Raw genomic sequence first — 25,504 nt, forward strand, 5'->3', positions numbered from 1 at the left:
CCGCCGGCGCGCCCTCACCCGGAGGCGTACCGGCGCGCTCACCCCCGAGCGCGCCGGCATCGCCCATCCGGTTCAGCTGCCGGGCTGTGGCCCGGCGGAACCGCCGGCCCGGAGCTTGGCCATCTCCGCCGCCAGCCAGGCGTCGTGCGCCTCCTCCGCGCGCTTGGCCTTGCGCGGATCCCAGAAGCCCGCCATCAGCAGGATCAGCGGGATGAACACGGCCTCACCGGCGACGCCGATGAGGAAGAAGCTGCGCCACTGCTTCGGGGACCGCTTGGCCGCGCTCGCCACCGGCGGGCCGTCGGTCGCCAGGGTCTTCAACGCCGCGCCGAGCGCCGGGGTCGGCGCCGACAGGGCGGCGAACTGGGCGGCTCCGAGCGTCTTGGGTGCGGTGGTGGAGAGGAACGCCAGGTCACTCGCCGCCGTCGGGGCGATCAGCTCGCTGAACGCCTTGGCTCCGATCGCCGCCCTGATCGCGCCCAGTTGGGCGGCCGTCGGGGTGACCCCGGCCGCCTGCGCCTTGGCGAGTGCGGCGGCGATCGTCGGGTTCGCCTTCAGCGCGGCGATCAGGGCCGCGTCCCGGGCGGCGACGGTCTGCAGCTTGGCGACCGTCGTCGGATGGGCGGCGACCGCGGTCGCGACCTTCCCGATCGTCGTCGAACCGACCGGAACGGTCGAGCTGAGCACCGCCTGGACACCCGGGCCCTGCTCCACGAGCGTCGTCGCGGTCGTCACGACCTTCGGCACGAAGAACACGGACACGGCGATCACCACGCGGATCGTCAGCCCCCACACGGCGAGGCCGGTGGCGATCAGCGCCGGGTTGCGTCGCTCGACCGTCTCGGTGAAGCTCGCCATCCACGGGGCGAACGCGATCGCCAGCGACACCGCGATCGCCGACAGGAGGAACACGAACGTCCCGTAGGAGGTGTGCGCGTTCGTCGCCTTCAGCGCGAAGATGAGCGTGAAGATGATCGACAGGATCGCGCCGAGGACCATGAACGGCTTGCGCACCCGCAGCCGGTCAGAGATCAGCCCGACGATGATCAGTCCGCCCGCGTCAAAGGCCCAGAAGTAGTTGCCCAGCGTGTTCGCCCGGGCCTGGGTGTAGCGGAAGACGGTCTCAAAGAAGATCGGGAAGAACCCGACGGCGACGTAGTAGATGATCAGGAACACGCTGATCGCGAACGCCGACCCGAGGATGTCGAGGTGGAGCATCTGCCGGAACGGCTTGCGCAGGCTCGCCTCGATGTCAATCCCGGCGGCCCGGGCCTCGATCAGCTCGCGGTCCTTGCTGGAGACCATCAACTGGTCCCGCAGGCCGGGGGACAGCTCCCGCAGGCCCAGCAGCGCGACGACGAACACGATCAGGCCGATGATTCCCGCCTTCTCATATTGGTGTTGCCAGGTCGCGTTGCCCGAGCTGGAGACGAACGCGGAGACGACGAGGGAGCCGAGGACGGGACCGAGGGTCCAGAAGCCCATCGCGGAGGCGCGCCCGAGCTGGGGGGAGAAGTCGCGGATCAGCGCCGGGGTGGCGACGAGGATGATCCCCTCGACGAAGCCGATCGCGACGTAGACGATCCCGAACCCGAGCTTGGAGTGCACGTTCGGCAGTGCGAACAGACACAGCAGGCCGACGATGCCGAGCCCGACGGTGACGATGTTCGCCCGCCCGTAGCGGTCCGCGAGCCCCGCCACGACCGAGGCGGTCGCGCCGAGCAGGTAGCCGACGACGCTGACGTTCACGTAGTAGGTGAAGGACATGTGGAGATCCCGGAGGATCGCCGTCGCCACCCCACCGCTGAGGTACAGCTGGTAGTAGAGGACGATCGTCGTCGCGACGACGATCCCCAGGCTCATGAACCGCGTCGTGTTCCCCGGATAGTGGACTAGGGTGCGGTTCCAGAGCCGCTGCACGGGGCTCGGGGCTGCGTCGGAGACAGGGGCGGTGCTCACACGCGCCTCCCGTCGGTCGATCGGATCGGGTCCTCGCACGGGCCCGTGGCCCGCGGCGTCACTGCTCGCATCTCATCTCCTCCGTTGAGGTGACCAGCTCCCGGTCAGGGTGGTCACGGTCTCTCTCCTGGCGCAGACCCTATAGAGACGCCCGGCGGCGGGGCGCAGTTCCCCCCGAGTCGGCGTGATCGCCGCCGCGGCTCGGTGTCCGGCCGTCCGCGAAGCCGCCGAGCCGATTCAGTCGACCTGTGCGGTGAGCCCCGCCGCCCCCGCCCCGGCGACCGCGGCCGCCTCATCGTTGTCGGAGCTGTCCCCGGAGACGCCGACCGCGCCGAGGATTGCGCCGCCGGCGCCGTCGCGCAGCAGCACCCCGCCGGGCACGGGCACGAACGGCCCGGTGACGGCGGCGGCGACACTCGTGATGAAGTAGGCCTGCACCTCCGCTCGGGCCATCAGCGCCCGCGACCCCATCCCGAGCGCGAGGGCGGCGTTCGCCTTCCCCCAGGCGACCTGGACGCGCTGGTTGGAGGCCCCGTCCTCCCGCTCGACGCTGCGGATATGACCCCCTGAGTCCAGGATGACGACGGTGAGCGGCTTGAGGCCGTGCGCGGTTCCGTGGGCGAGCGCGGCCGCGGTGATCTGACGGGCGGTGGCGAGGGTGAGGCACATTCAGGTCAACGACTCCTGGGCGTGTTTGGCGGCGATCCGTCGGCGGTGGAGGATCGGCTCGGTGTAGCCGCACGGCTGGGCGGCGCCCTCGAGCAGCAGCTCCCGTGCGGCGAGGAAGGCGTGCCCGTCACAGGCCGGTGCGATCGCCACATAGTGAGGGTCCCCGGCGTTCTGGGCGTCGACGACGGCGGCCATCTTGGCCAGCGACGCCTCCACCTCCGCGATGGTGACGATGCCGTGGGCGAGCCAGTTGGCGACCATCTGGGAGCTGATCCGGCAGGTCGCCCGGTCCTCCATCAGCGGGGTGCCGGTGATGTCGGGGACCTTCGAGCAGCCGACGCCCTGGTCGATCCAGCGGACGACGTAGCCGAGCGTGCTCTGCACGTTCGTGTCGAGCTCGGCCAGCCGCTCGCTCTCGCTCAGGCGTTCGGGGTCCAGGAGCGGGAGGGTGAGCAGGTCGGCCAACCGCACCTCCGCTCCAGTGGCGGCGAGCTCGCGCTGGCGGGCGGCGACGTCGACGGCGTGGTAGTGGAGGGCGTGCAGCGTCGCCGCCGTCGGCGAGGGCACCCACGCGCAGTTCGCCCCCGCCTGGGGATGGGCGACCTTCGCCTCCAGCATGTCGGCGAGGTTGTCCGGGGCCGCCCACATCCCCTTGCCGATCTGGGCGACCCCGGCGAAGCCGCAGGCGAGCCCGGTGGTGACGTTCGCGTCCTCATAGGCTCCCAGCCACGCCTGGGACTTCATCGTCGCCTTCGGCACCATCGGCCCGACCGTGAGGGAGGTGTGGATCTCATCCCCGGTCCGGTCGAGGAACCCGGTGTTGATGAACACGACCCGGTCCGCGGCGGCGGCGATGCACGCCTTCAGGTTGAGGCTCGTGCGCCGCTCCTCGTCCATGATCCCGAGCTTGATCGTCTGCGGCGCAAGCCCGAGGATCGCCTCGACCCGGGCGCACAACTCGACGGTGAGGGCGACCTCCGCGGGGCCGTGCAGCTTCGGCTTGACGACATAGAGCGATCCGGCCCGCGAGTTCGCGCCCGCCCGTGGCCCGCGCAGGTCGTGGACCCCGATGAGACCGCAGACGAGCGCGTCGACGATCCCCTCGGGCACCGGCGCACCGTCCCCGTCGCAGATCATGTCGGAGAACATGTGGTGGCCGACCTGGCGGACGAACAGCAGCGCCCGCCCCTTCAGCCTCAGCTCCCCGCCCGCCACGGCCGTGTAGGTGCGATCCCCGGCCAGCGCACGGGTGAACCGCGTGCCGTCCTTGTCCACCTCGGCGGTGAGCGTGCCCTGCATCAACCCGAGCCAGTTGCGGTAACCGACGAGCTTGTCCGCGACATCGACGGCGGCGACCGAGTCCTCCAGGTCCATGATCGCCGTCAGCGCCGCCTCGAGCGCGATGTCGCACACCCCGGCGGGGTCCGTCGCGCCGATCGGGTGCTCCCGGTCGATCCGGACCTCGACGTGGAGGCCGTGGTGGGACAGCGCCAGCGCCGAGGGCGCCTCCGCCGGACCGCGGAAACCTCTGAGCTGGGACGGGTCCGCCAGACCCGTCCCAGCCCCGTCCGCCCCGTCCGCCCCGTCCGCCCCGCTCGCACCGGACCGGTCCGCGGCGAGCGCGCCCGCGGCGATCCGGTAGGCGCAGACATCGGCGTGGGAGCCCTCCGCGAGCGGGAAGTGCGCATCGAGGAAGGCGCGGCCGCGCGCGATCACCGCCGCCCCCCGGACCGGGTTGTACGGGCCATCGGCGCTGCGTCCGTCGGTCTCGTCGATCACGTCCGAGCCGTACAGGGCGTCATAGAGCGACCCCCAGCGGGCGTTCGCCGCGTTCGTGACAAACCGAGCGTTGAGCAGTGGGACGACGAGCTGGGGGCCCGCCTGCTCGGCGATCTCGGTGTCGACGTCGGTTGTCGTGATCCTCACCGGGCCGGGGTCGGGCTCGAGGTAGCCGATGTCACGCAGAAACGTCTCGGCGGTCGCGGGGTCGGCGGCGGCCGCCCGGCCCGCGGGGGTCTCGAGGGCGCCCTGCAGCTCGGCGCGGCGGGCCAGGCAGGCCCGGATCTGTGGGGTGAGGTCGTGGATGAGCGCTTCTGCCCCCGCCCAGAAGGCGTCCTCCTCCACGCCGGTGCCCGGGAGCGCCTCCTCGGCGATGAATGCATGCAGTGGGGCGGCGACTCTGAGGCGGCCGACCTGGACGGTCTCGGTCATCGGGGCGGGGCTCCCTTCAGGGCGTGGGCGTAGGCACGGTCGAGCACCTGCACCGTGTGCAGGAGCGCCATCTCGACGCCCGCCTCGCGCAGGTGCAGGCCGATCTGGGTGAGGCAGCCGATGTTCGCGGTGACGATCAGCTCCGCGCCGGTCGCCCGGAGGTTCGCCGCCTTGCGCGCCCCGAGCCGGCGGGCGAGCTCGGGATGCTCGACGTTGTAGGTGCCCGCCGAGCCGCAGCAGAGCTCCCACTCGGCCGGTTCGACGAGCGTCAGGCCGTCGATGGCGCCCAGCAGCCGCCGCGGCGCCGTACGCTCACGCTGGGCGTGGGCGAGATGGCAGGCGTCGTGGTAGGCGACCGTGATCGGCTCGGGCAGCGGGGGCGGGGCGATCAGACCGACCCGGTCAAGGAACGTCGCGACGTCGCAGACCCGCTCGGCGAGGGCGGCCCCCGCCTCGGCATCCGGCTCACCGGCGAGGAGCAGCCCGTACTCACGCATGCCCGAGCCGCACCCCGCGGCGGTCGTGATGATCGCGTCGACGTCCGTCGGGAAGGCGGCGAGGTTGGCCCGCGCGAGCGGGCGCGCGCGCTCACTCGCGCCGGTGTGCATCGCCAGCGCGCCACAGCAGGCCTGGCCGGGCGGGATCACCGTCTCAATCCCGTTGGCGGCGAGCACCCGCAGCGCCGCCCAGTTGATGTCGGGGTCGAGCACCTGCTGGGCACAGCCGGCGAGCAGGGCGACGCGCGCCCGGCGCGGGCCCTGGGCGGGCATCCGGGCCGGCAGTGGCGCGGCCGGCGGGAGGCGGTCCGGGATCAGGGCGAGCATCGCCGCGAGCGGGCTCGGCAGCCGCTCGGCGAGTGCGCGGGCGGGCCGGCCCAGCCGGGCGGCGAGCGCGAACCGGCGCGGGAACGGGAGGGTCTCGAGCAGCAGCCGGCGCTGGAGCCGAGCGGCCGCCGGGCGGCGGCGGACCGGTTCGACGTGGGCGCGGAAGCCGGTGATCAGCTCCCCGTAGTGGACTCCGGACGGGCATGCGGTCTCACACGCCTGGCAGCCGAGACAGTTGTCGAGGTACGGGAGGGCACTGTCGAGCTCGAGCGTCCCCTCGAGCACCTCCTTCATCAACAGGATCCGCCCGCGCGGGGAGTCCATCTCCTCCCCGAGGGTGACGTAGGTCGGGCAGCTCGGGAGGCAGAACCCGCAGTGGACGCAGGCGTCGATCGGGGCGGTGAGGGCCGGGCCGCGCGGCCCGAGCGTGTCGGTGGCGATCGTGTGGCGCATAGGCTGCTCAGAGCTCCGGGAAGCGGTGGTCGGGGTCGAGGGCGGCACGCACCCGGTCGGCGAACGGGCCACCGGGGACGGTGCCGAGCAGCGGCGGTCCAGGCCGGCCCCACAGCCGCTGACCGCCGAGACCGAGATCCGCGAGCCGGTCCGACAGCTCGGTGAGGGTGCGGTCAGCCGGCCAGTGGGCCCAGGCGACGCTCGCGCCGCGGCTGAAGCGGTGGCGGGCGCCGGCGGCTGTGAGCGCGGTGCTGAGGGGCGGGAGTTGGGGCGGGGTGAGCGGGATGCGGATGAGGTCGCCGCTGGGGGCGTCGCTGTCGCTGGGGTTCTCGCTGGCGCGGTCGCCGTTGCCGCGGAGGGCGGTCAGCGCGGCGGAGGCGGCCCACATGGCCGCCTCCTCAGGCCCGTCGATCCGCTCACAGGCGGTGCCGATGGTCGCCTCGGCCCGCTCGGTGAGGGCCGTGAGCGTCCCGTCGTCGCCGCCGAGGCGCACGAGCAGACGTCCCTCTGAGGTGAGATCGAGCGCTTCGAGCGCGAGCGGGCCGCGGTTGAGCACGCCGATCGTGTCGAGCGCAGCCGCCGGGCTGGCGAACGTCGCGGCGAGGGTGCGGTGGGCGCGGGCACGGGGGAACACCTTGAGGGAGACGGCGACGATCACCCCGAGCCGCCCGAGGGAGCCGACCATCAGCTTGGGCAGGTCAAACCCGGCCGCGTTCTTGACGACCCGCCCTCCGCCGTGGACGTGGCGCCCGCGCCCGTCGACGAACTCGACGCCGATGATGAAGTCTCGCAGGCCGCCGTAGCGTTGGGCTCCGGCGCCGGACAGGCCGGCGGCGACGGTACCCGCGAGCGTCGCCCCAGCCGCAGCGAGCGGCGGGTCGAAGGGGAGGTACTGGCCGTGGGCCGCCAGCGCGTCGGCGAGCTCGACGATCGGGGTGCCCGCCGCGGCGGTGAGGGTCAGCTCGGCCGGGTCATAGGCCGAGATCCCCGACAGCCCGGCGCAGTCGAGCCGGACCGTGCCCGGGTCGGTGACGGCTGACAGCGCCGGCTTGGTCTGGGCGCCGACCGGCAGCAGCCGGTCGCTCACGAGCACCGCCTCCTGCACGGCGGCGACGCTGTCGACGGTGGCGATCATCTGTGCCTCACGCGGCTGTGCCCTCCGCCATGGGGACGAGCATCTTGCCGCGGTTGGCCAGCTCGCCCGGATCGACGCTGCGGCGGATCTCCCCCATCAGGGTGAGGTCGTCGGGGGAGAACATCAGCGGCAGGTGGGCGCGCTTCTCCACCCCGACCCCGTGCTCACCGGTGATCGAGCCGCCGAGGCGCACGCACATGCTGAGGATGTCGGCGGCGAGCTGCTCGGCCCGTTCCAGCGCGCCCGCCTCCGCCCCGTCAAAGAGGATCAGCGGGTGGAGGTTCCCGTCGCCGGCGTGGAAGACGTTGGCGACGCGGATCCCCGCGGCGGCGCTGAGGGCCTCGACCTCAGCGAGGGCCCGGCCAAGCTGGGTGCGGGGGACGACGCCGTCCTGGACGATGTAGTCGGGGGCGAGCCAGCCGACGGCCGAGAACGCGCTCTTGCGCCCCTTCCAGATCAGTGCCCGCTCCTCCGGATCGGCGGTGTGGGTGACCGACACGGCGCCGGAGACGGCGATCAGCGCCTCCAGGGCGGTCGTGTCGGCGGCGACGGTGTCTCGGTCGCCCTCGAGCTCGACGATCAGCAGCGCCGCGGCGGGCGGGTAGCGGGGCTTGACCGACGCCTCGGCCGCTTCGATCGCCAGCGCGTCCATGATCTCCATCGCGACCGGCAGCAGGCCCGCGGCGACGATCGCCGAGACGGCGTCGCCGGCCGCGCTGAGACTGTCGTAGGCGGCAAGGAAGGTTGCGGTCGCCTCGGCGATCGGGATCAGTGAGACGGTCACCTCGACCGCGATGCCGAACAGGCCCTCCGAGCCGCAGAACATCCCCGTCCAGTCGGGCCCGAGCCCCTCCCGGGACGGGCCCCCGAGGGTCGTCAGCTCCCCGTCGGGGAGGACGACGGTCATCCCGAGGATGTGGTTGGCTGTCATCCCGTGCCGGAGGCAGTGCGCCCCGCCCGAGTTGAAGGCGAGGTTGCCGCCGATCGAGCAGACCGACTGGCTCGAGGGGTCGGGAGCGTAGGCGAGGCCATGGGCGGCGGCGGCCCGGCTCACGTCGAGGTTGATCACGCCGGGCTCGAGCACGGCGGTGCGCGACTCGGGGTCGATGGAGAGGACGCGGTTGAGCCGGTTGAGGGCGATCAGCACCCCGCCGGCGACCGGCAGCGACCCGCCCGACAGCGATGTGCCGCTGCCGCGGGCGACGAACGGCGTCCCGGTCGCGTGGCAGGCCCGGACCGTGGCGACGACCTCCGCCGTCGACTCGGCGAGGACCGCCGCACACGGCCGGGCGGTGAACGCCGTCAGCCCGTCACAGCTGAAGGCGGCGAGGGCCGCCGGGGTGGTGAGCAGGCGCTCACCGAGTCCGAGCTCGCCGAGGGCGGCGATGATCTCCACCCCCCTGTATCTATCACCCGGCCCGCGGGGATGCGGCGATGTACGCCTGGGGGGGTCGGAGCCCCTCAACCGGCTCGCGGAGCGGCGGAGATGTCCTGGGTGGCCAGCCGGGCGGCCCGGGGACGCAGCTCGATCTGCAGCGCGCCCCAGACAAACCGCTGGGTCCGCCCCTGCCAGGGGACCTCCGCCGGATGGTCGACGTCGGGATGTAGGACCCGCAGGCCGTGGAGGCGGTGGGCGTAGCGGACCGCGTGGACACGGATCGACCGCTGCGCCTCGAGTGGCTGGAGCCGCCACCCGGCGGCCAGCAGGGTCGGCCCGTGCCACAGCTCCCAGTGCCAGCGCCGGAACGGGGTCCGCCCGCGGGGCAGCAGGTGGAGGTCGTAGTCGAGTCCGACGGGGTCGGTCATGGGCGGGGTCACGATCAGATCGTCGTCTGTTCGTCAGTCGATCAGGCGGCGTTGCATCTGGGTCGTGGCCAGCCGCCAGAGCAGGAGGGCGAAGATGACGAGGACCCCGAGGTGCAGCAGGTCGGAGAGGTGGAAGGTCTCCAGCGACAGGTCGCGGACGAGGGCGACACAGTGATAGAGCGGGTTGAACTGGGCGATCGTGCGCAGCGCGCCCGGGAGCTGGGTGATCGGGAAGAACGTGCCGGCGACGAGGAACATCGGGGTGAGCACCGCGCTCGTGACGTAGTTGAAGTTGTCGATCGTCTTGGCGAAGGCGGCGATCAGCACCCCGAAGTTGGCAAAGCCAAAGCCGGTGATGAGACCGATGAACGGCACGAGCAGCATCGCCGGCTCCGGGGTCAACCCCCAGAAGAACCCGACGACGAGTGGCGCGACCCCGTACACGCCCGAGCGGATCGCGATCCACAGCGTCTCGGCGGTGACGAGCTCCTCCGCGTCGATCGGCGCGGCGAGCAGGGCGTCGTAGGTGCGCTGGAACCGCCAGCGCACGAACGTGTTGAACATGCCCGGGAAGGCGGATGAGAAGAGAACCGCGGTGGCGACGACGCCGGTGGCGACGTACTGGACGTACCGGAAGTGGCCGACGTGGTGGACGAGGGAGCCGAACCCGAGCCCGAAGGCGAGCAGGTAGATCACCGGCTGGACGACGGAGGAGAACGTCGTCGCCCGCCAGTAGCGCTTGAACATGACGATGTCGCGGGCCATCACCGCGCTGATCGCGGCCGGCTCGAGCCGGCCGACGCGGACGGTCGCCGGGACGGCGGCGTGGGTGGGGCCGGGCAGATGGCCGGCGGGCGGCCGGCGGGTGAGTGTGTCTGGGTCGCCGCCCTCGGGCGTGGGCGGGCGGTCACCGGGCGGGGGCGTTCCCGCGGCCGGGTCGGTCTCGAGGTTCATTCGATCTCCTCGCCGGTGAGGGCGACAAAGGCATCCTCGAGGTTCGCGGGCCGGCGCACGCCCGCCGGTGCGTCGCCGTCGAGACGCTCGGCGTTGAGGATCGCCAGCGCGGGTCCGCTGCGTCGGTGTGACCAGCCGCGACGGGACGCCTCCGCGGTGAGGGCGGTGAGCTCGGCCGGGGGGCCGTACACCTCGATCACCTCGCGGCCGGCGTGAGCGCGCACGAGCTCGGCCGGGGTTCCCTGGGCGATGATCTGCCCCGCCGACATCACCGCGACCGTGTCCGCCAGCCGCTCGGCCTCCTCGATGTAATGGGTGGACATCAGTACGGTGACCCCGTCGGCGCGCAGCCCGGCGATGAGCGTCCACAGCTCCTGGCGGACCTGCGGGTCGAGGCCGACGGTCGGCTCGTCCAGGAGCACGAGGCGGGGACGGTGGATGAGCGCGCGGGCGACGAGCAGGCGCCGGCGCATCCCGCCGGAGAGATCGCGGACGACCGTGTCGGCGCGGGCACCGAGGTTGGCGATGCCGAGCGCCCGGGTCACCGCCGCCTCCCGCTCTGAGCGCGGGACCCGATAGAGGCGGGCGAAGATCGACAGGATCTGTCGGCAGGTGAGCTCGACGTCGAGGTTGTCGAGCTGGGGCACGACCCCCATCGCCATGCGTGCCTGCTTGGACTGGGCGGGGAGCGCGTGGCCGAGCAGCGTGATCGACCCCTCGGTCGCCAGCGTCTGGCCGGTGAGCATCCGCATCGTCGTCGACTTGCCCGCCCCGTTCGGGCCGAGCAGGCCGAGACAGACGCCGGAGGGCACGCTGAGGTCGAGCCCCGCGACGGCCGTGAGCGAGCCGAACCGCTTGACGATCCCCCGCAGCTCGATCGCGTTCCCCGGGCCGCCGGTCATCCGGGCGAGGATAGGTGAGGCCGAAGGCGGGGCGGCCGGGCCGGCCGGGGTCGGGCGGTGAGGCGGGTGCGCGGGCGGGTCAGACAGCGGGGGCGGCCGGCGGCTCAGGTGAGCAGGCGGGCTCGGGTCGGGCGGCGGATCCAGAACGAGGGGGGACAAATGCGTTCCCACGACACATTTGTCCTCCCTCGTCGGGCGGCGGGGCCCCGTTGGGCCCCCGGTCCACCGTGCGCCGCGCGTCCCCACCCACTGCACGGTCCAGCCCCCGTCGACGGCGAGTACGTGCCCGGTGGCCGAGGAGAGATCCGGTGGGGGCCGGCCCCGGACTCAGCTCTCCTCCGGCGGTGGGGCGAGGGTGTCCCGGACGACGAGGCGGGGCGCGAAGACCATCTGGCGGCCCGCCTCCGCCTCCGCCCGCCCGTCGATCCGCTCGATCAGCAGCCGCACGGCGGTCCGGGCCATCTCCTCGATCGGCTGGTGGACGGTCGTCAGCCTGAAGACCTCCCAGTCGGCCATCGGCAGATCATCAAAGCCGGCGAGCGACACGTCCTCGGGCACGCGGAGCTCGAGCGCGCGAGCTGCATTGAAGGCGCCGATCGCGACGGTGTCGTTCGCACAGAGAACGACGGTCGGGGCGGGCTGCTCCGCCATCAGCTCGGTCATCGCCCCGTAACCTGCCGCGAAGGTGAACAGCCCGTGGCGCACCCGGTGGTCGGGCAGCTCGATCCCGGCGGCGGCGAGCGCCGCGCGGGTTCCGCGCTCGCGGTCACGGCCGGTGCTCGCATCCGCCGGCCCGAAGATCGCCCCGATCCGGCGGTGGCCGAGCCGGATCGCCTCATGGGCGATCAGCGAGGCGCCGAGGGAGTTGTCGACGATCGCCCAGTCGGCGGCGATCCCCTCCGTGTAGCGGGTGAGGAAGACGAACGGCAGTGCGTGCTGGGTGAGGACGCGAGGGACGATTCCGTCCAGTCGGCTCGTCGTCAGCACGACCCCGTCGGTCGCCCGGTTGAGCAGCCGATCGATCAGCGGCTTGACCTCCTCCTCCCGGGTGAGTGGCTCCGCTCCGTCCGGCCGTTCGCGGTGGCCCTCGACCGGCTCGGTGAACAGGACCATCCGGTACGCCCGGGCCGACAGCTCATCGTGCAAGGGGGCGATCAGGTGTGTGTCGTGGGCGCTCGTCAGGTCGGTGATGACGATCGCGATCGTCCGGGTTGCGCGCGTGACGAGGCTGCGGCCAACGTCACTGGGCACGTACCCGAGTGCCGTGGCCACCGTGAGCACCTTCTCCCGGGTTGGGGCGGACACGCGGCCTGGGGTGCGCAGCACACGGGAGACGGTGGACTGAGAGACCCCGGCGGCGCGGGCGACGTCGTGGCTGGTGACGGCCATGCCGGCCCGGCGCTGGGCCGGGAGGTGATCATCCGGTCCCGCGAATGCCTCCATCGCGGCGGAGCCTAATGGCTCGCTGGGGTCGCCGCCACCGGCCCGCGCGGTCGGGCAGCGCCCGGACCGCCGTCACGTCGCTCGGCGGTCCGGCGGTCCGGCGGTCCGGCGGTCCGGCGGAGCGGGCGTGAGCCGGCAGCCCGGCGGCTCACGCTCGCGGCGCACGCCTCCGCTGATGGCATGACAGTTGATCCACAGGCCACAGGTGTGGGCGTGGCCGGCGAAGTGCTCGTTGCGATCGCCCGCTGCACGCTCGTCATCTCCGGGCAGCTCGATCCAGTTCTGTCCGCCGGTGCGCCAGGAGGGCTCGCCGTGCGATCCCGGGCGCGCCGCCGTTCGGGGTGCCGGCCCAGACGGTCGCGTGGCGGTCGTCTGGACGGTTTCCGGAGGTCCGCCGCCGGGACCTACACATTCACAGTCCGACTGCCGATAGGGAGGGGATATGGCTCTCCGCCTCCGCCTCCGCCTCTCTCGTCGGGTTTGCGTGGTGGTGGGCGGCTGTCTCGTCCTCGCCTACGCGGGAATCGTCGGGCGCTACACCGGCCTCGGGCCGGGGTTCGCCTACGACATCGCGTGGTCGTTCTCCGCGCTGGCCGCGACGCTTGCCTGCTTTGCCGCCTACCGGTCCGCCGCCCCCGGGAACCGCCGGCGCTGGGCGCTGTGGACGGCCGCCTGCACGAGCTGGTTCGTCGCCCAGCTGATCTGGGACCTGTACGGCCTCATCGGCTTCGCCGGGGACCCGAACCCGGCGGACCTCGGGTGGTGGGCCTTTGCGTTCCTCGTCACCGCCAGCGTCCTGCCCGACCACCGGCGCGGACGCTCGCACCTCGCCGTGGCGGCGGTCGAGTCGGTGCCGCTGATGTGCGCCGCGGTCGGGCTCTGTCTCGCCCTGCTCTGGCGGACCGCGACCCACTCGCCTGTCGCCCCCTCCGCCCGCGTGTCCGACCTCATCTACCCGTGCGTGTACGCGGCGGCGACGATCCTCACCCTGCAGGCGATGCTCGGCGGCACGTTGCGCGGCTTCCGGCTCTGGCCCTCCGGCCTGTTTCTCGCGGGCACCGCCGTGATCTCCGCCGCCTTCATCCTGTGGAGCGGCGAGTTGCTGAACCGCACCTACGTGTCGGGCACCTCCATCCTCGACCCGCTGTGGGTCATCGGCCTCAGCCTGATCAGCCTCGGGGCGATCACGGCCGCCGGCGCCCCCGAGCCGGCCACCCCGAGCCAATCGTCGAATCAGCTCGGCGTCATCCTGCCCGCCGGGATGCTCGCGCTGCTCGCCGGCGTCCTGCTCACCGAAACCCTTGCCGGGGCGCCCCGGCCGGTGAAGGAGATCCTGCTGCTCGGCGTCCTCTGTTCGGGGACCGCGCTGATCGTCCGCTCGAACCTGATCAGCCGCCAGATTCGCGGCCTGCTCGACCGCGAGCAGGCCGCCTTCCGCGTGCTCGCCGAACGCGAGGTCGAGCTCGGCCGGCTCAACGCCCAGCTCGTCCAGGACTCACGCCACGATCCGCTCACCGGGATCGGCAACCGCCGTGCCCTCGCCGACGACCTGCCGAAGTACCTCACCCGCCAACGCGAGGCGGCGGAGCCGATCGCCGTACTCGTCTGCGACGTCGACCATTTCAAGGCCTACAACGACAGCTTCGGCCACCTCGCCGGGGACCGTGCGCTGACGACGCTGACCGCGATCGTGCGCGGGGTCCTGCGTGCCGATGACGCCGCCTACCGGTTCGGCGGGGAGGAGCTGATCATCATCCTCCGCGGGGCCCTCCACGACCAGGCTCGGGAGGTGGCCGAGCGGATCCGGGTCGCCATCGCCCACGCCGGCATCCACCACCCGCTCACCGAGGCGGGCGTCCTCACCGTCTCGATTGGGATCGCCTGCGGCCTCGATCCGCCCGAGACGCTGATCGCCCGGGCGGATGCCGCCCTCTATCAGGCCAAAGAGCAGGGGCGCGACCGGGTCGCGGACGCGGCCGGTCCGGTGCCGCTCGACTCGGGCGGTCGGGGACGAGTGCCCGAGGAGCCGGCGGCCCGGCACCTGCGCAGCATGCTCGCGGTGTCGCGGGCCGCCGCCGGCGGGCAGGGGGAGGATGCGGTGATCGAGGCGCTCGCCGAAGCGATCCGGATCGAACTCTCCTTCTCGGTCGTCGTCGTCAACCTCCGTGACGCCGAGCAGGACGGGTTCCAGGTCGTGACCGTGTCCGGAGACTCGGCCGCCCGTGCTGAACTGCTCGGTACCCGCGTCTCTGAGAAGGAGTGGGCCGACATGCACGCCGCGGCGATCGACGTCCACGGAGCGCTGTGGCTTCCGGCCGGCAGCTACGACCACGATCGCGGGTCGCCCTACTGGCGGCCGCAGGCGGTCGGCTCGCTCGCCGTCGAGGGCTGGCATCCCGATGACATGCTGCTGCTGCCCCTTCGCTCGCAGGCCAACGATGTCCTCGGGTTCGTCTCCGTCGACCAGCCGCTGTTCGGTCACCGGCCCGGGGAGGCTCAGATCGCCGTGATGATGGCCGTCGTCGATCATGCCGCGCTCGCCCTCGAGCAGATGCAGGATGGTGGGGGACGGCCCGGCTCAGAGAGCGACGGGATCCGGCTTGCGGCGGTGATGCTGCTCGCCGAAACTCTCGACCTGAGGCATCCGAGCACCGGCTCGCATGCGCGGACCGTCGGTGCCCTCGCTGGGGCAACCGCCGCGGTGATGGGCCTGGACCGGACAGGCGTGGATCGCGTCCGGGCGGCCGGGGTGCTCCACGATCTCGGCAAGCTCGGCATCCCCGACGCGATCCTCTACAAGCCCGGCAGCCTCGACGCCGCCGAGTGGGTCGAGATCCGCCGCCACCCGGAGATCGGAGCGCGGATCCTCGAGCACGCCGGGCTGACGGACATCGCCGAGTGGGTGCGAGACCACCATGAGCGGATGGACGGCGCGGGGTATCCGCGAGGTCTGCCGCCGGAGCGGATTCCGTTGCCGGCCCGGATCCTCGCCGTCGCCGACGCGTTTGAGGCGATGGTCGCCGATCGTCCCTACCGGCGCGGGATGCCGCTCGACATGGCGCGCGCGGAGCTGCGCGAGTGCGCCGGGAGCCAGTTCGACCCGGCCGTCGTCGACGCATTTCTCACCGCGCTCGACGGTTCGGTCAGCGCTGAGAACGGCAACCTCGCGCAACTCGCCATCTCCGGCCTGACCCAGCGGCCAGAGGGGTAAGGCGACCAAAAAGCCGGGCCGCGGAGGCCGTCAGCCGCGGGGCACCTCCAGCAGCCACGCGCTGTGGGCCGGCATCGTGACGGTATAAGTCCCGGGGGAAGTCGGGGTGAGGGAGGTCGCCTGGGGGGTGCCGGTGAGCGTCCCGGTCGTCGTTGCCGGGCTGAAGCGCTGGCCGGCGATGGTGACCCCGCCGGTCGCGCCGGCGGACGGGGCCCGCAGGCCGACGAGGGCGGCCGCGTGGGTCGTCGAGATCCCCGCCCGCACCGTCACGGTACGGGCGCCATCCGGGTTGACGATCAGGACACGGAGGTCCGTCGGGGTCTCGGACGCGTAGGTGCTGAGTGTCGCCGATGACCCGGTCGTGGCAAGCAGCCGGGAGCCGGCCGGGGCGGCCCAGTTGAACATCAGCAGCCCGTAGTAGATCGGGGAGACGCTCGCGTGCCAGACGCCGTGCACCTGCCAGAAGTTGAACAGCCGGTGCGCGGCGGCGGGGACGGTGTCGAAGTTGATCCCGCCGACTCCGGCGCGGGCGAGGTCGTAGCTGGCCTGAAGGGCGAACAGGGCGTCGGCGAAGCTGTTGGAGACCCCGGCGACCCCGAAGCAGGCGGCGTCGCCGATCTCATCGACCCGGAGCGGAAGGTGCCGGGCGCGCGCGGCGGCGAGCGCCGGCCCGACGTTGGCGGTGAGGTCCGCCGCGGTCGCCGGACGGGCGAGCGCGGTCACCGTCGGATACTCCGGGCTGGTCGGCGGCACGCCGCAGCGCCGCAGCGCGTACTCGTGCAGGGTGAGCAGGCTGAGCCGGTCGGCCCGGGAGCGGGCGGCCGCGAGCGCCTCCACCCAGGCCGGGCTTCCGCTCGCGGGGCCGGCCGTGGCGACCGACGGCAGCCCGGCGGCGAACTGGTTGAACTGGGCGATGTAATCGGCCGGGGTGTAGCCGGGGGGGCGGGCGAAGATCTTCGGCAGCGGCGGGCGTGACCAGGCGAGGGTCGAGTAGAGCTCGGGTTCGTTGCCGATCTCCAGCGCGCGAACGTACTGGGGCCCGATGCCGTCCACGAGGGTGCGTGCTTCGACGGCCGCGAGGCGCGGGTTGTCGGCGGCCAGGTTGAGATCGAGGAGGTAGCGTGCGTTGACCTGCCGGGCGGTGGCGGCGAGCACGGAGCTGAACGCCGGGCGGATGCTGAAGACGACCGGGCGCGGCGGGTGCAACCCCGGGGCGGGAACGTAGCTCCAGTCGGCGCTCTCGCCGCCGATCCGAATGCTCGGTTCGGTCGACAGCTGATGGATGAGCGCCGTGAAGATCGGGTTGACGTGGGCCGGGCTTGCCCCGAGCGTCTCGGCGACCGCGTAGTACTCGATGGAGACGCCGATCATCGAGGCCGGCACCGGTGGCGCGGCGAGCGGCTGACCGACGGTCACCTCGGCCGCGGACAACGAGGCGCCGCGGGCCGGGTGGGCCCCCGCGGACGGGGTGAGGCCGAGCAGGCCGACGGCGACCCCGGTGAGCGTCGCCCCAAGCACGCGCCACCGGTAGCCGGCCCGGCGGTGTCCTCCGTGGACCCGGTCGATCACCATCGCCGACGGAGGGTACCGTGCTCGGTGTCGGGTCCGTGTGTGGAGGCGCTGTGGCGGGTCGCTGTGGCCCGGCGCTGTCGCCAGGCGCTGTGGCCGGGGCGGGTGTGGGTCGGGGCCGTGTAGCGCGCCCGGTGCGGTCGGTTCAGCCGGCGCGGTCGCGTGAGGGGTCGATCAGGTACTTCGAGCCGGTCCGCCGTTCGGCGACGGCGGCGAGAACCGCCGGGTCGAGCAGGTCGCCGAGCCCGACCGTCCGCGCGTAGTGGGAGGCGAACGTCGTCGTCGCCTCAGCGAGCACCCGGGCGCGCATCCGCTCGACCGCCTCCCCGCCGAGCCGGCCCAGGGCGTTGGTGAGCAGGTAGCCGCCGACCCCCCAGGTGAGCCCGAATGTGCGGCGCAGGACGGTCGGGGAGAAGTCGAGGGCGCCGTAGATGTAGACCTGCTTGAGGACCGGACTGCCGTAGGGGGTGTAGGAGGCCAGCGGCGGCTGGGCCCGTTCCATCGCTCCGAGGATGTCCCCGGCGAGGGTCCCGCCGCCGATCGCGTCGAAGGCGAGGGTGGCCCCGGTCGCCCGGATCGCGTCGGTGAGCTCCTCCCGGAAGCTTGCGGCCGAGGAGTCGACGACGAACTCGGCGCCGAGGCCCCGCAGCAACTCGACCTGCTCGGGGCGGCGGACGACGTTGACCAGCCCGACGCCGTCGGCGGCGCAGATTCGCACGAGCATCTGTCCGAGGTTGGAGGCTGCCGCGGTGTGCACGAGCGCGTGGTGTCCCTCGGCGCGCATCGTCTCGACCATGGACAGGGCGGTGAGCGGGTTGACGAACAGGGAGGCGCCCGCCGCCGTGCTCACCGACTCGGGGAGGACGAGCACCCCGGATCCCGACGCGACCCGGTAGTCGGCCCACATCGAGCCGCCGAACAGGGCGACCCGCGCGCCGAGCAGCTCGGTCGCGTCCGCACCGGTGATGACGACGGTCCCCGCCCCCTCGTTGCCGATCGGCAGCGGCTTACCGAGGCGGTCCCGGAACAGGCCGAGGGCGGCCTCCGGCACCGCGGCCGTGAGCGTGCCCGACTCGGCCTCCAGCGCCTCCGGGGCCACCGGCCCGAGCAGAACGGCGATGTCGGACGGGTTGATCGGGGAGGCCTCGACGGCCACGAGCACCTCATCGGCGGCCAGCTCGGGCAGCTCGCGCTCCTGGAGGGACAGGGTGAGGTGGCCGTCGGCGGTGATCGTCGAGCGCAGGCTGCGGCTGCGGCGGGGAGTCGGCTGGGAAGTGGTCATGGCGGGCCTTGATCGGGGAAGGCCAGCCTACACCGCGCGCCGGGCCCGGCGGGACGGGTCAGGTGCGCGTCGGCGCGGGATCCGGGCTCGGGGCCGGCGCTAGCCTCACGGCGTGCCCGAACTGCCTGAAGCCGAGCGCGCCCGCCTCACCCTCGAGGAGATCCTCGGCCGCCGGATCGCCGCCGTCGATGACACGGACACCTACGTCTGTCGACCCCATCCCCCCGGTGAGATCAGCGCGGCCCTGGTCGGCCACCGGTTCCTCTCCGCCCACCGGCGCGGCAAGTTCCTCTGGCTCGCCGGCGACGGCCCGACGCTCGGGCTGCACCTCGGCATGGCCGGCCGAATCTGGATCGACCGGCTGGCGGCGGAGCCGCGCTGGGACCGCTTCACCGTCCACTTCGACGACGGGAGCTTCTTCACGCTGCGAGACAAGCGCCGGCTCGGCCGCGCGGTCCTCAACCCGGACTTCGACCATGTCGGCCCGGACGCCGCCGACGTCACCCGGACCGAGTTTCGCCGCCGGATCGGGGCGGGGAACGCGCCGGTCAAGGCGCGTCTGCTCGATCAGGGCGCGATCGCCGGGGTCGGGAACCTGCTCGCCGACCAGAGCCTGTGGCAGGCGGGGATCGCTCCGACCCGGCGGACCGGGTCGCTGACGGAAACCGAACTCGACCATCTCCGGCGTGAGCTGCGGGCGGCGATCCGCGCGGCGATCGCTCACGGTGGCGTCCACACCGCCAGCTTCATCCCGGCCCGCCGGAGCGGGCACCTCTGCCCACGCTGCCACAGCGACCTGAGCCGTGATCGCATCGGCGGCCGGACCACCTGGTGGTGCCCGGTCTGCCAGCCCGAGCCGCCGACCGTCGATTAGGCGGTCACCGGGCCGGCTCTCAGGGATCAGCCTGCGCCATGGCGCAGGGCCATCACGAGGTTGTCGAACCGCGCGTGGAAGGGGGCGGGGAACCCCGCCGGCCCGGCTTGGAGGGGCTCAGCCGTCGTTGACGGTCGCAAGGACGCGCCGTCCTGGCTGGACAGGTCCGTCGCCAGGGTCCTGAGGTCATCCTCGGACCGGGTGCCGGTGACCCGATGATCCCGGAGCGGGAACGGGTCGCCGCGCGCAGTGGCGGCCATTGGGGCCCGGTGGCCCCAATGGCCGTGATCACGCGGGTGTCAGTCGACGAGGACGACGAAGGCCGCGGCGGGGCCCTTGGGACCCTGCTCGGCCTCGTAGCTCACCTTGGCGCCCTCAGGCAGGGACTTGTAGCCCTCGCCCTGGATCGCCGAGTGGTGAACGAACAGGTCCTTGCCATTGTCGTCGGGGCTGATGAAGCCAAACCCCTTCTCGTCGCTGAACCACTTCACGGTTCCTGTGGGCATATGTGGTACCTCCGGTTGTGTGCTGGGCGAAACACGGAGGCGCTGACGAGCAACGAACTGGGGTGACGCGAGCACGGCTTTTGTGATCAAGCAGGCGCTCGACCTGGGCTGAGCGTAGCGCACGCGGCGCCACACCCCGCCACCGGAGCGGGGTGTGGCCTGGGCGGCACCGTCGGACGGGGCCTCGCGCGGGGTCAGCCGACCGCGCCCTGGGGTTCGACCCGGAGACCGGTCAGTTCGTTCGCCGGCTCAAGGCGGGCGAACGCCTCGCGTGCCTGGGCCCAGGTGACGAGCTTGCCGGCGTCCTCGTCATAGAGCTTGAAGCGGGTTGCGCGCAGGCCCTCGCGGATCCCGATCGTCGGCACGGTCGCGAAGATCGGGTCCGACTGGTGGGCGCGCGCCAGGTTGTAGTTGGGGACGCGCGGGTTGAGGTGGTGGACGTGGTGGAGGCCGATGCTCGCCGAGAAGAAGTTCAGCAGCCACGGCAGCTTGAGGTACGTGCTGCCCTGCAGGGCAGCCTCGGCGTAGACCCAGTCGTCACCACGCGCCCAGTAGGCGTCCTCGAACTGGTGCTGGACGTAGAAGAGCCAGACCCCGGCGGAGCCGGCGAGCAGTGCGGCGGGCAGCCAGACGAGCAGGAACGGTCCCCAGCCGAGGAACTGGCCGAACCCGACGATCGCGGCGAGAATGCTGAGGTCGGTCAGCAGGACGCTGCGGCGCTGGCGCAGGCGGGCCTCCTTGACCGGGATCCGCGGGAGGATCATCATCGCGACGATCGGTCCGATTCCGAACATGATCGCCGGGGTGCGGAAGAGCCGGTAGGCGAGGCGGCCGCCGCGGCCCTTGGCCTGGTACTCGCGCACCGTCAGCGTCTCCACGTCACCGACGCCACGGCGGTCGAGGTCGCCGGAGGTGGCGTGGTGAACGGCGTGCTCGTGCTGCCACTGGCGGAAGGGCGCGAGGACGAACAGGCCGAGCACCATGCCGACCCAGCGGTTGGCGCGCCGGGACGGGAAGAGGGATCCGTGCGTGCAGTCGTGGAAGATCACGAACGTGCGGACGAGGAACCCGGCCGCGAGCACGATCAGCAGCGCGGTGAGGAGCACCGAGGTACCGAGGGTCAGGTACATCAGGGTGGTGAGCGCCAGATAGGGCAGCAGCGAGGTGAGCAGCTGCAGGACGGCGCGGTCAGTCCGGGCGCGCGCGTGCGGGGCGAGCGCCGCCTTCCAGGTGGGGGTGAGGGATTCGGTCATGATCGGTCCACGGTCGCTTGTGGTTCGGGTTGGGGTGTCGGGTCGGTCGGAAGTGCCGCCCACGGGTCATAGGGGGTGGCGCCAGCCGCCTCAGGCCCGGCCTCTCGCCGGATCTGCTTGCGGGCCGCCTTCTCTGCCCGGCGCTCACGGAGCGCCGCCTCGCGTTGAAGCTTTGCCATCGTCGTCTTGGGTTTTCCGCTTGATGCCATGCTGCCGTCCTCGTTGTCGTTCGGGGAATCGTCAAGCACGTCAGCGACGGGCCAGAGACTCGGTTCTGAGCGTCCGCCGGATGGCGGTCGCGGGGGCCCGATCACCGGACCGGGCGCTCGGCGGCGTTGCCGGGGGAGGCCGGAACGCGTCGCGAGCCGTCAGGGTGATCTGGGCTGTCGGCGCCCCTCTCAGGCGCCCATGGTCATCGTCAGGCGGTTCCTCCCACTGGCGGCATCAGAAGCCGGACGGCTTGGTCAACCATGACACGACTCCTTTTGGCAATCCGTCGGTGGCAAGCGGTTGACCTCCACAGACGACGTCAGGTCGGCGGCAGCTCTCGGGGGCGCCGGTGGGGCGTCCGAGCGGGTGCCGAGATGAGCACGGGACTCTAGCGATGATCGGCGTCAGGCGAGTGAACTTTCACTAACCCTTACCTGAGAACCTGCACAGGTGCCGCCCCGACGCCATAGGCTGCGCAGATGACCCGCAGCGACAGCCACTTCCTTTCCGACGGTACGTCCTGCGCCGCCTGGATCTACCGTCCCGACGGGGACGGTCCCCATCCGATCCTCGTGATGGCTCACGGATTCTCCGCGACGCGCGAGCAGCGCCTCGATGCCTTCGCCGAGCGGTTCGCCGCCGCCGGGATCGGCGTCCTCCTGTTCGACTACCGCCACTTCGGCGCAAGCGCCGGCGAGCCGCGCCAACTCCTCGACATCCATCGCCAGCAGGCGGACTTCCACGCGGGGATCGCCCACGCCCGCAGCCTCGACTGGGTCGACCCCGACCGGGTCGGCCTGTTCGGCTCCTCCTTCTCCGGCGGGCACGTGATCGAGGTCGCCGCCGCCGACCCGTCGATCGCCGCGATCGTCTCCCAGTGCCCGTTCACCGACGGCTTCGCCTCACTCCCGATCCTCGGGGCGGCCAACATCGTCCGCGGCGCGGTCGTCGGGCTGTGGGATCAGCTCAGCGCCCTGCGCGGTGGTCAGACCCACTACATCGCCACGGTGGGACCGCCCGGAAGCTTCGCGGTGATCACGACCCTCGACTCGGAGGCCGGGTTCGCTGCGATCACCCCGGCCAACAGCACGTGGGTCAACCGGGTCGCCGGCCGGATCGCCCTGTGGGTCGGGCTCTACCGGCCCGGCCGGGCGGCCGCCCGGCTGCGCTGCCCGAGCCTGTTCTGTGTCTGTGACCGCGACTCGGTCGCACCGGCGGAGCGGACGGTCGCCCTCGTCAGCGCCGCTCCGCGCGGGGAGATCAAGCGCTACCCGGTCGGGCACTTCGACGTCTACGTCGGCGAGCCGTTCGAGCGGGCGGTCGCCGATCAGATCGCGTTTCTCCAACGGATCCTGCGCCCGGGCGCCCGGGCCGCGGCGAGCGGACCGGCCTCGGAAGCGACCGCCGTCTGAGGCGAGCGGTGGCACGGCTCTTCGGCGGGCCCGCGCGCCCGGGGGCCGGCACCCGCCGCTGGGCGGGCCCGAGGGCCCGTGGCTCAGAAGGGGAGCGTGTCCTCGACCGCTCTCAGCGTCGCCGTCGCGGTGATCTCGAAGGTGTGGATCCCCTCCCCACGGTCGATCGCCTCGACGCGCGCCCGCTGGGTGTCGAGAAACGCCGTGAGGGAGCGCTCGAGCCCCTTGCCCTCGGCGAACAGGTCGCACATCTCCGAGACGGGGACGTCATTCTCGTTGAGCCGGTCGGCGATCGCCTGCAGGCGCGTGTAGCCCTGCTCGAAGGTGAGCCGCGTCGGGGCGGCCGGCGCCGCCGGGGCGGCTGCGGCAGCCGGGTTGGCCGCGGCGGGCGGGGTGTCGGGTGTGGTGGGCGGTGTCATCGTCAGTCGCTCCGGGGGTCGGGGGTGATCGCCTCCACGAGGACGTCGGCGGCGCCGTCATGGAGGTCAAGGCGGAGATGGGATCGAGGGGTGAGGTCCCCGACCCCGCGTATGGGGGTGCCATCGGGGCGGCTGGCCAGCAGCCAGCCGCGGGGACGGAAGTCGAGCGCGCCGACGAGTTCGGCCCGGTGGGTGACCGCGACGGTCGCGGCCTCGAGCCGGCGCCGGGTCCCCTCGGCGAGCCGGTCCCCGAGCCGCTCGATTGCCTCGGTCTGGCGGGTGAGGGCCACGCCGGTGCGGGCGATCCCCGTCCCGGCGGCCATCAGGTCGCCCCGGGCGTGGCCGAGCTGGGCGACGGCGCGGTGGGGGACGGCCAGGAGGCGCGCATCGGCCCGGGTGAGACGGTCCCGGCGGCCGTTCAGGTGGGCGTCGAGGGCGGCGCCCGCACGGGCGAGGTGCGCGGCCACCTCGGTCGCAACGGTCGCCAGCGGTCCGTGCGGATCGATCGCCGCGCCGCGGTGGGCGAGCCGCTCGGCGGCCCGCGCGATCCGGTCCGGCACGGTGTCGAGGTGGTCGCGGGTGACGGCGATCTCGCGGCGCAGCTCCCGGGCGCAGGGGACGGCGAGCTCGGCCGACCGCGACGGCGTGTAGGCCGCCCAGGCGACCTCATTGCAGACCGGGGTGTTGTCGGTGTGCCCGATCGCGCAGACGACCGGGACGAGACAGGCCGACAGGGCCCGGCACAGCCGCTCATCGTCGAAACAGGCGAGGTCCTGGACCGATCCGCCGCCGCGGGCCATCACGATCACGTCGACGGCCGGGTGGGACTGGAGCCGGGCGAGCGCGTCAATCAGGGCCGCCGGGGCGGCCTTGCCCTGCACCGGGCTCGGGCAGGCGACGATCGCGACCGCCGGCCAGCGGTCAGTGAGCGCCCGGATCACGTCACTCATCCCGTCTGAGCTGGCGCCCGCGATCACCCCGACCGCGCGGGGAAAGGCCGGCAGCCGCCGGCGCCGCTGCGGGTCACAGAGACCCTCGGCGCGCAGCCGGGCGAGCAACTCGGCGCGCCGGCGCAGCAGCTCACCCTCCCCGGCGAGCCGGACGGCGGAGACGACGAGGCTCACCGACCCCTGCGCGGCATAGAAGTCGGGACGGTCGACCCGGACCTCAACGAGGTCGCCGGCGGCCGGCCGGTGCTCGAGACCCGCCACGTCCCGGGGAAACACCTTCGCGGTGAGGCGCGCCTCCCCGTCGGTGAGATCGAAGAACAGCATCCCCCCGCCCGTCCGGGTGACCTTCTGCACCTCCCCCTCGATCACCGCGCCGCCGACGCTGCGCAGCGCGCTGCCGAGCCGGGCCGCGTAGGCGCTGACGGTGAGAGTGGTGGCGCAAATCGGCTCCGACGGCATCCCCTCCGATGCTAAGGGCCGTGGCGGCGGTCGCCCGCGAGCCCGCCGAAGCTCCCGCGAGCGTTCCCGCCGCCCCGCCGCGCTCGGTTAGCATCGCCGCCATGAGTTCACTCGCAGGGAAGGTCCTCTTCATCACCGGCGCCGCCCGCGGGATCGGCGCGGGCGCCGCCCGGGCGGCGGTTCAGCGGGGCGCCCGGGTCGTCCTCACCGACGTCGATGAGGCGCCGCTCACCGCGCTCGCCGCCGAGCTCGGGGCCGAGCACACCCTCGCGATCGCCTGCGATGTCTGCGACCTCGGGTCGATGGAGGCCGCCGCGGCGGCGGCGGTCGAGCGCTTCGGCGGGATCGACCTCGTCCTCGCCAACGCGGGTATCGCCAGCTACGGCTCGGTGCTCGCCGTCGACCCGGCCGTCTTCCGGCGGGTGCTCGACGTCAACGTGCTCGGCGTCTTCCACACGGTGCGGGCGACCCTCCCCGCCGTCCTTCAGCGGCGCGGCTACATGCTGATCGTCTCCTCCGAGGCTGCGTTCGCCCCCGCACCCGGGCTCGTCGCCTACAACGCCTCCAAGGCCGGCGTCGAGCACCTCGCCAACGCGCTGCGCCTCGAGGTCGCCTTCCGCGGCGTCGACATCGGCTCCGCGCACATGTCGTGGATCGACACCCCGCTCGTCCAGGACGCAAAGGCCGACCTCGGCGCCTTCAACAAGATGCTCGCCGGTCTTCCCGGCCCGCTGGGCAAGACGATCCCGCTGCAGACCTGCGTCGACGCGTTCATCGACGGGCTCGAGAACCGCCGTCGCCGCGTCTACGTCCCCCGCTGGGTCGCCCTGCTCGCCTGGTTCAAGCCGCTGCTCACCTCCCGCCTCGGGGACCGCGAGACCCTCAAGCAGGCCGAGGCGCTGCTGACGGAGATGGACGCTGAGGTCGCCCGCCTCGGCCGCAGCACCAGCGCGCGCAACCGCGTGTGAGGGGGCCGTGGCCCGGGTCGCTCCGGACGGCGGCG

The 25,504-nt window shown here is 72.7% G+C and carries 22 protein-coding genes; 4 read left to right on the top strand and 18 right to left on the bottom strand.

The annotated features are described in order from the left end of the window. Nucleotides 1–72 precede the first annotated feature (72 nt). From M3M55_RS03615 to M3M55_RS03660, 10 genes are all read right to left on the bottom strand, one after another. On the bottom strand, nucleotides 73–1,959 hold the full coding sequence (locus tag M3M55_RS03615) for an MFS transporter (RefSeq protein ID WP_249011461.1): 1,887 nt from the start codon (nucleotides 1,957–1,959) through the stop codon (nucleotides 73–75). A gap of 237 nt (nucleotides 1,960–2,196) precedes the next feature. After that, nucleotides 2,197–2,628: a heme-binding protein gene (locus M3M55_RS03620; RefSeq protein WP_249011462.1), complete on the bottom strand. Its 432-nt coding sequence runs from the start codon at nucleotides 2,626–2,628 to the stop codon at nucleotides 2,197–2,199. Next, on the bottom strand, nucleotides 2,629–4,839 hold the full coding sequence (locus M3M55_RS03625) for a malate synthase G (RefSeq protein WP_249011463.1): 2,211 nt from the start codon (nucleotides 4,837–4,839) through the stop codon (nucleotides 2,629–2,631). Beyond that, entirely contained in the window at nucleotides 4,836–6,116 is a 1,281-nt protein-coding gene (locus M3M55_RS03630; protein ID WP_249011464.1) for a (Fe-S)-binding protein, read from the bottom strand. The genes M3M55_RS03625 and M3M55_RS03630 overlap by 4 nt, the downstream gene beginning before the upstream one ends. A gap of 7 nt (nucleotides 6,117–6,123) precedes the next feature. Then, the gene (locus M3M55_RS03635; protein WP_249011465.1) at nucleotides 6,124–7,251 is read right to left on the bottom strand and encodes an FAD-binding protein; all 1,128 of its coding nucleotides are present in this window, start codon (nucleotides 7,249–7,251) and stop codon (nucleotides 6,124–6,126) included. A 7-nt stretch (nucleotides 7,252–7,258) separates the two neighbouring features. Next, the gene (locus M3M55_RS03640) at nucleotides 7,259–8,647 is read right to left on the bottom strand and encodes an FAD-binding oxidoreductase (RefSeq protein ID WP_249011466.1); all 1,389 of its coding nucleotides are present in this window, start codon (nucleotides 8,645–8,647) and stop codon (nucleotides 7,259–7,261) included. Between the two features lie 65 nt (nucleotides 8,648–8,712). Next, nucleotides 8,713–9,057, bottom strand: a complete 345-nt coding sequence (locus tag M3M55_RS03645) for a hypothetical protein (RefSeq protein ID WP_249011467.1) — start codon at nucleotides 9,055–9,057, stop codon at nucleotides 8,713–8,715. Nucleotides 9,058–9,090: 33 nt separating this feature from the next. Next, complete coding sequence (locus M3M55_RS03650; protein ID WP_249011468.1) at nucleotides 9,091–10,011, bottom strand: ABC transporter permease; 921 nt, start codon at nucleotides 10,009–10,011, stop codon at nucleotides 9,091–9,093. Beyond that, nucleotides 10,008–10,913 (bottom strand): ABC transporter ATP-binding protein, encoded by a 906-nt coding sequence (locus M3M55_RS03655; protein WP_249011469.1) that lies wholly within the window; start codon nucleotides 10,911–10,913, stop codon nucleotides 10,008–10,010. The genes M3M55_RS03650 and M3M55_RS03655 overlap by 4 nt, the downstream gene beginning before the upstream one ends. 327 nt (nucleotides 10,914–11,240) lie before the next feature. Next, nucleotides 11,241–12,356 (bottom strand): LacI family DNA-binding transcriptional regulator, encoded by a 1,116-nt coding sequence (locus M3M55_RS03660; RefSeq protein WP_249011470.1) that lies wholly within the window; start codon nucleotides 12,354–12,356, stop codon nucleotides 11,241–11,243. A 442-nt stretch (nucleotides 12,357–12,798) separates the two neighbouring features. Between M3M55_RS03660 and M3M55_RS03665 the strand changes: the two genes are divergently transcribed. Further along, entirely contained in the window at nucleotides 12,799–15,567 is a 2,769-nt protein-coding gene (locus tag M3M55_RS03665; protein WP_249011471.1) for a diguanylate cyclase, read from the top strand. 30 nt (nucleotides 15,568–15,597) lie between these two features. On the opposite strand, the gene M3M55_RS03670 is transcribed toward M3M55_RS03665, so the two are convergent. Together M3M55_RS03670 and M3M55_RS03675 are read right to left on the bottom strand one after the other, a co-directional pair. Next, a complete protein-coding gene (locus tag M3M55_RS03670) occupies nucleotides 15,598–17,139 on the bottom strand; it encodes a glycosyl hydrolase family 79 C-terminal domain-containing protein (RefSeq protein ID WP_249011472.1) in 1,542 nt (513 codons plus the stop codon). Between the two features lie 142 nt (nucleotides 17,140–17,281). Next, nucleotides 17,282–18,418 (bottom strand): zinc-binding dehydrogenase, encoded by a 1,137-nt coding sequence (locus M3M55_RS03675; RefSeq protein ID WP_249011473.1) that lies wholly within the window; start codon nucleotides 18,416–18,418, stop codon nucleotides 17,282–17,284. Nucleotides 18,419–18,530: 112 nt separating this feature from the next. Between M3M55_RS03675 and M3M55_RS03680 the strand changes: the two genes are divergently transcribed. After that, complete coding sequence (locus M3M55_RS03680) at nucleotides 18,531–19,292, top strand: Fpg/Nei family DNA glycosylase (protein ID WP_249011474.1); 762 nt, start codon at nucleotides 18,531–18,533, stop codon at nucleotides 19,290–19,292. A 26-nt stretch (nucleotides 19,293–19,318) separates the two neighbouring features. Here the strand turns inward: M3M55_RS03680 and M3M55_RS03685 are convergent, their stop codons facing one another. The 4 genes from M3M55_RS03685 to M3M55_RS03700 all read right to left on the bottom strand — a co-directional run bounded on the left by M3M55_RS03685 (nucleotide 19,319) and on the right by M3M55_RS03700 (nucleotide 21,299). Then, entirely contained in the window at nucleotides 19,319–19,552 is a 234-nt protein-coding gene (locus M3M55_RS03685; protein ID WP_249011475.1) for a hypothetical protein, read from the bottom strand. A gap of 39 nt (nucleotides 19,553–19,591) precedes the next feature. Next, entirely contained in the window at nucleotides 19,592–19,798 is a 207-nt protein-coding gene (locus M3M55_RS03690; RefSeq protein WP_249011476.1) for a cold-shock protein, read from the bottom strand. A gap of 194 nt (nucleotides 19,799–19,992) precedes the next feature. Continuing rightward, nucleotides 19,993–21,051: a fatty acid desaturase gene (locus M3M55_RS03695; RefSeq protein WP_249011477.1), complete on the bottom strand. Its 1,059-nt coding sequence runs from the start codon at nucleotides 21,049–21,051 to the stop codon at nucleotides 19,993–19,995. Next, nucleotides 21,048–21,299 (bottom strand): hypothetical protein, encoded by a 252-nt coding sequence (locus M3M55_RS03700; protein ID WP_249011478.1) that lies wholly within the window; start codon nucleotides 21,297–21,299, stop codon nucleotides 21,048–21,050. The genes M3M55_RS03695 and M3M55_RS03700 overlap by 4 nt, the downstream gene beginning before the upstream one ends. 441 nt (nucleotides 21,300–21,740) lie before the next feature. On the opposite strand from M3M55_RS03700, the gene M3M55_RS03705 reads away from it, so the two are divergent. After that, nucleotides 21,741–22,673 (top strand): alpha/beta hydrolase, encoded by a 933-nt coding sequence (locus tag M3M55_RS03705; RefSeq protein WP_249011479.1) that lies wholly within the window; start codon nucleotides 21,741–21,743, stop codon nucleotides 22,671–22,673. 83 nt (nucleotides 22,674–22,756) lie between these two features. On the opposite strand, the gene M3M55_RS03710 is transcribed toward M3M55_RS03705, so the two are convergent. Beyond that, nucleotides 22,757–23,092 carry an exodeoxyribonuclease VII small subunit gene (locus M3M55_RS03710; RefSeq protein ID WP_249011480.1) on the bottom strand — a complete coding sequence of 112 codons (336 nt, stop codon included), beginning with the start codon at nucleotides 23,090–23,092 and terminating at the stop codon, nucleotides 22,757–22,759. Nucleotides 23,093–23,094: 2 nt separating this feature from the next. Beyond that, nucleotides 23,095–24,501: an exodeoxyribonuclease VII large subunit gene (gene xseA, locus M3M55_RS03715; RefSeq protein ID WP_249011481.1), complete on the bottom strand. Its 1,407-nt coding sequence runs from the start codon at nucleotides 24,499–24,501 to the stop codon at nucleotides 23,095–23,097. A gap of 101 nt (nucleotides 24,502–24,602) precedes the next feature. On the opposite strand from xseA, the gene M3M55_RS17530 reads away from it, so the two are divergent. Further along, nucleotides 24,603–25,469 (top strand): SDR family oxidoreductase, encoded by an 867-nt coding sequence (locus tag M3M55_RS17530; protein ID WP_371878793.1) that lies wholly within the window; start codon nucleotides 24,603–24,605, stop codon nucleotides 25,467–25,469. Nucleotides 25,470–25,504: the final 35 nt, after the last annotated feature.

Source organism: Conexibacter sp. DBS9H8 (assembly GCF_023330685.1).
GTDB lineage: Bacteria > Actinomycetota > Thermoleophilia > Solirubrobacterales > Solirubrobacteraceae > Palsa-465.

Bases quoted from the DNA above. Each gene is read 5' to 3' on its own strand.
- M3M55_RS03695 (WP_249011477.1), bottom strand. From the start codon at position 21,051: ATGACCGAATCCCTCACCCCCACCTGGAAGGCGGCGCTCGCCCCGCAC.
- xseA (WP_249011481.1), bottom strand. From the start codon at position 24,501: ATGCCGTCGGAGCCGATTTGCGCCACCACTCTCACCGTCAGCGCCTAC.
- M3M55_RS03645 (WP_249011467.1), bottom strand. From the start codon at position 9,057: ATGACCGACCCCGTCGGACTCGACTACGACCTCCACCTGCTGCCCCGC.
- M3M55_RS03675 (WP_249011473.1), bottom strand. From the start codon at position 18,418: ATGACCACTTCCCAGCCGACTCCCCGCCGCAGCCGCAGCCTGCGCTCG.
- M3M55_RS03620 (WP_249011462.1), bottom strand. From the start codon at position 2,628: ATGTGCCTCACCCTCGCCACCGCCCGTCAGATCACCGCGGCCGCGCTC.
- M3M55_RS03655 (WP_249011469.1), bottom strand. From the start codon at position 10,913: ATGACCGGCGGCCCGGGGAACGCGATCGAGCTGCGGGGGATCGTCAAG.
- M3M55_RS03665 (WP_249011471.1), top strand. From the start codon at position 12,799: ATGGCTCTCCGCCTCCGCCTCCGCCTCTCTCGTCGGGTTTGCGTGGTG.
- M3M55_RS03690 (WP_249011476.1), bottom strand. From the start codon at position 19,798: ATGCCCACAGGAACCGTGAAGTGGTTCAGCGACGAGAAGGGGTTTGGC.
- M3M55_RS03630 (WP_249011464.1), bottom strand. From the start codon at position 6,116: ATGCGCCACACGATCGCCACCGACACGCTCGGGCCGCGCGGCCCGGCC.
- M3M55_RS03650 (WP_249011468.1), bottom strand. From the start codon at position 10,011: ATGAACCTCGAGACCGACCCGGCCGCGGGAACGCCCCCGCCCGGTGAC.
- M3M55_RS03625 (WP_249011463.1), bottom strand. From the start codon at position 4,839: ATGACCGAGACCGTCCAGGTCGGCCGCCTCAGAGTCGCCGCCCCACTG.
- M3M55_RS03685 (WP_249011475.1), bottom strand. From the start codon at position 19,552: ATGGCCGCCACTGCGCGCGGCGACCCGTTCCCGCTCCGGGATCATCGG.
- M3M55_RS03670 (WP_249011472.1), bottom strand. From the start codon at position 17,139: ATGGTGATCGACCGGGTCCACGGAGGACACCGCCGGGCCGGCTACCGG.
- M3M55_RS03705 (WP_249011479.1), top strand. From the start codon at position 21,741: ATGACCCGCAGCGACAGCCACTTCCTTTCCGACGGTACGTCCTGCGCC.
- M3M55_RS17530 (WP_371878793.1), top strand. From the start codon at position 24,603: ATGAGTTCACTCGCAGGGAAGGTCCTCTTCATCACCGGCGCCGCCCGC.
- M3M55_RS03635 (WP_249011465.1), bottom strand. From the start codon at position 7,251: ATGATCGCCACCGTCGACAGCGTCGCCGCCGTGCAGGAGGCGGTGCTC.
- M3M55_RS03660 (WP_249011470.1), bottom strand. From the start codon at position 12,356: ATGGAGGCATTCGCGGGACCGGATGATCACCTCCCGGCCCAGCGCCGG.
- M3M55_RS03710 (WP_249011480.1), bottom strand. From the start codon at position 23,092: ATGACACCGCCCACCACACCCGACACCCCGCCCGCCGCGGCCAACCCG.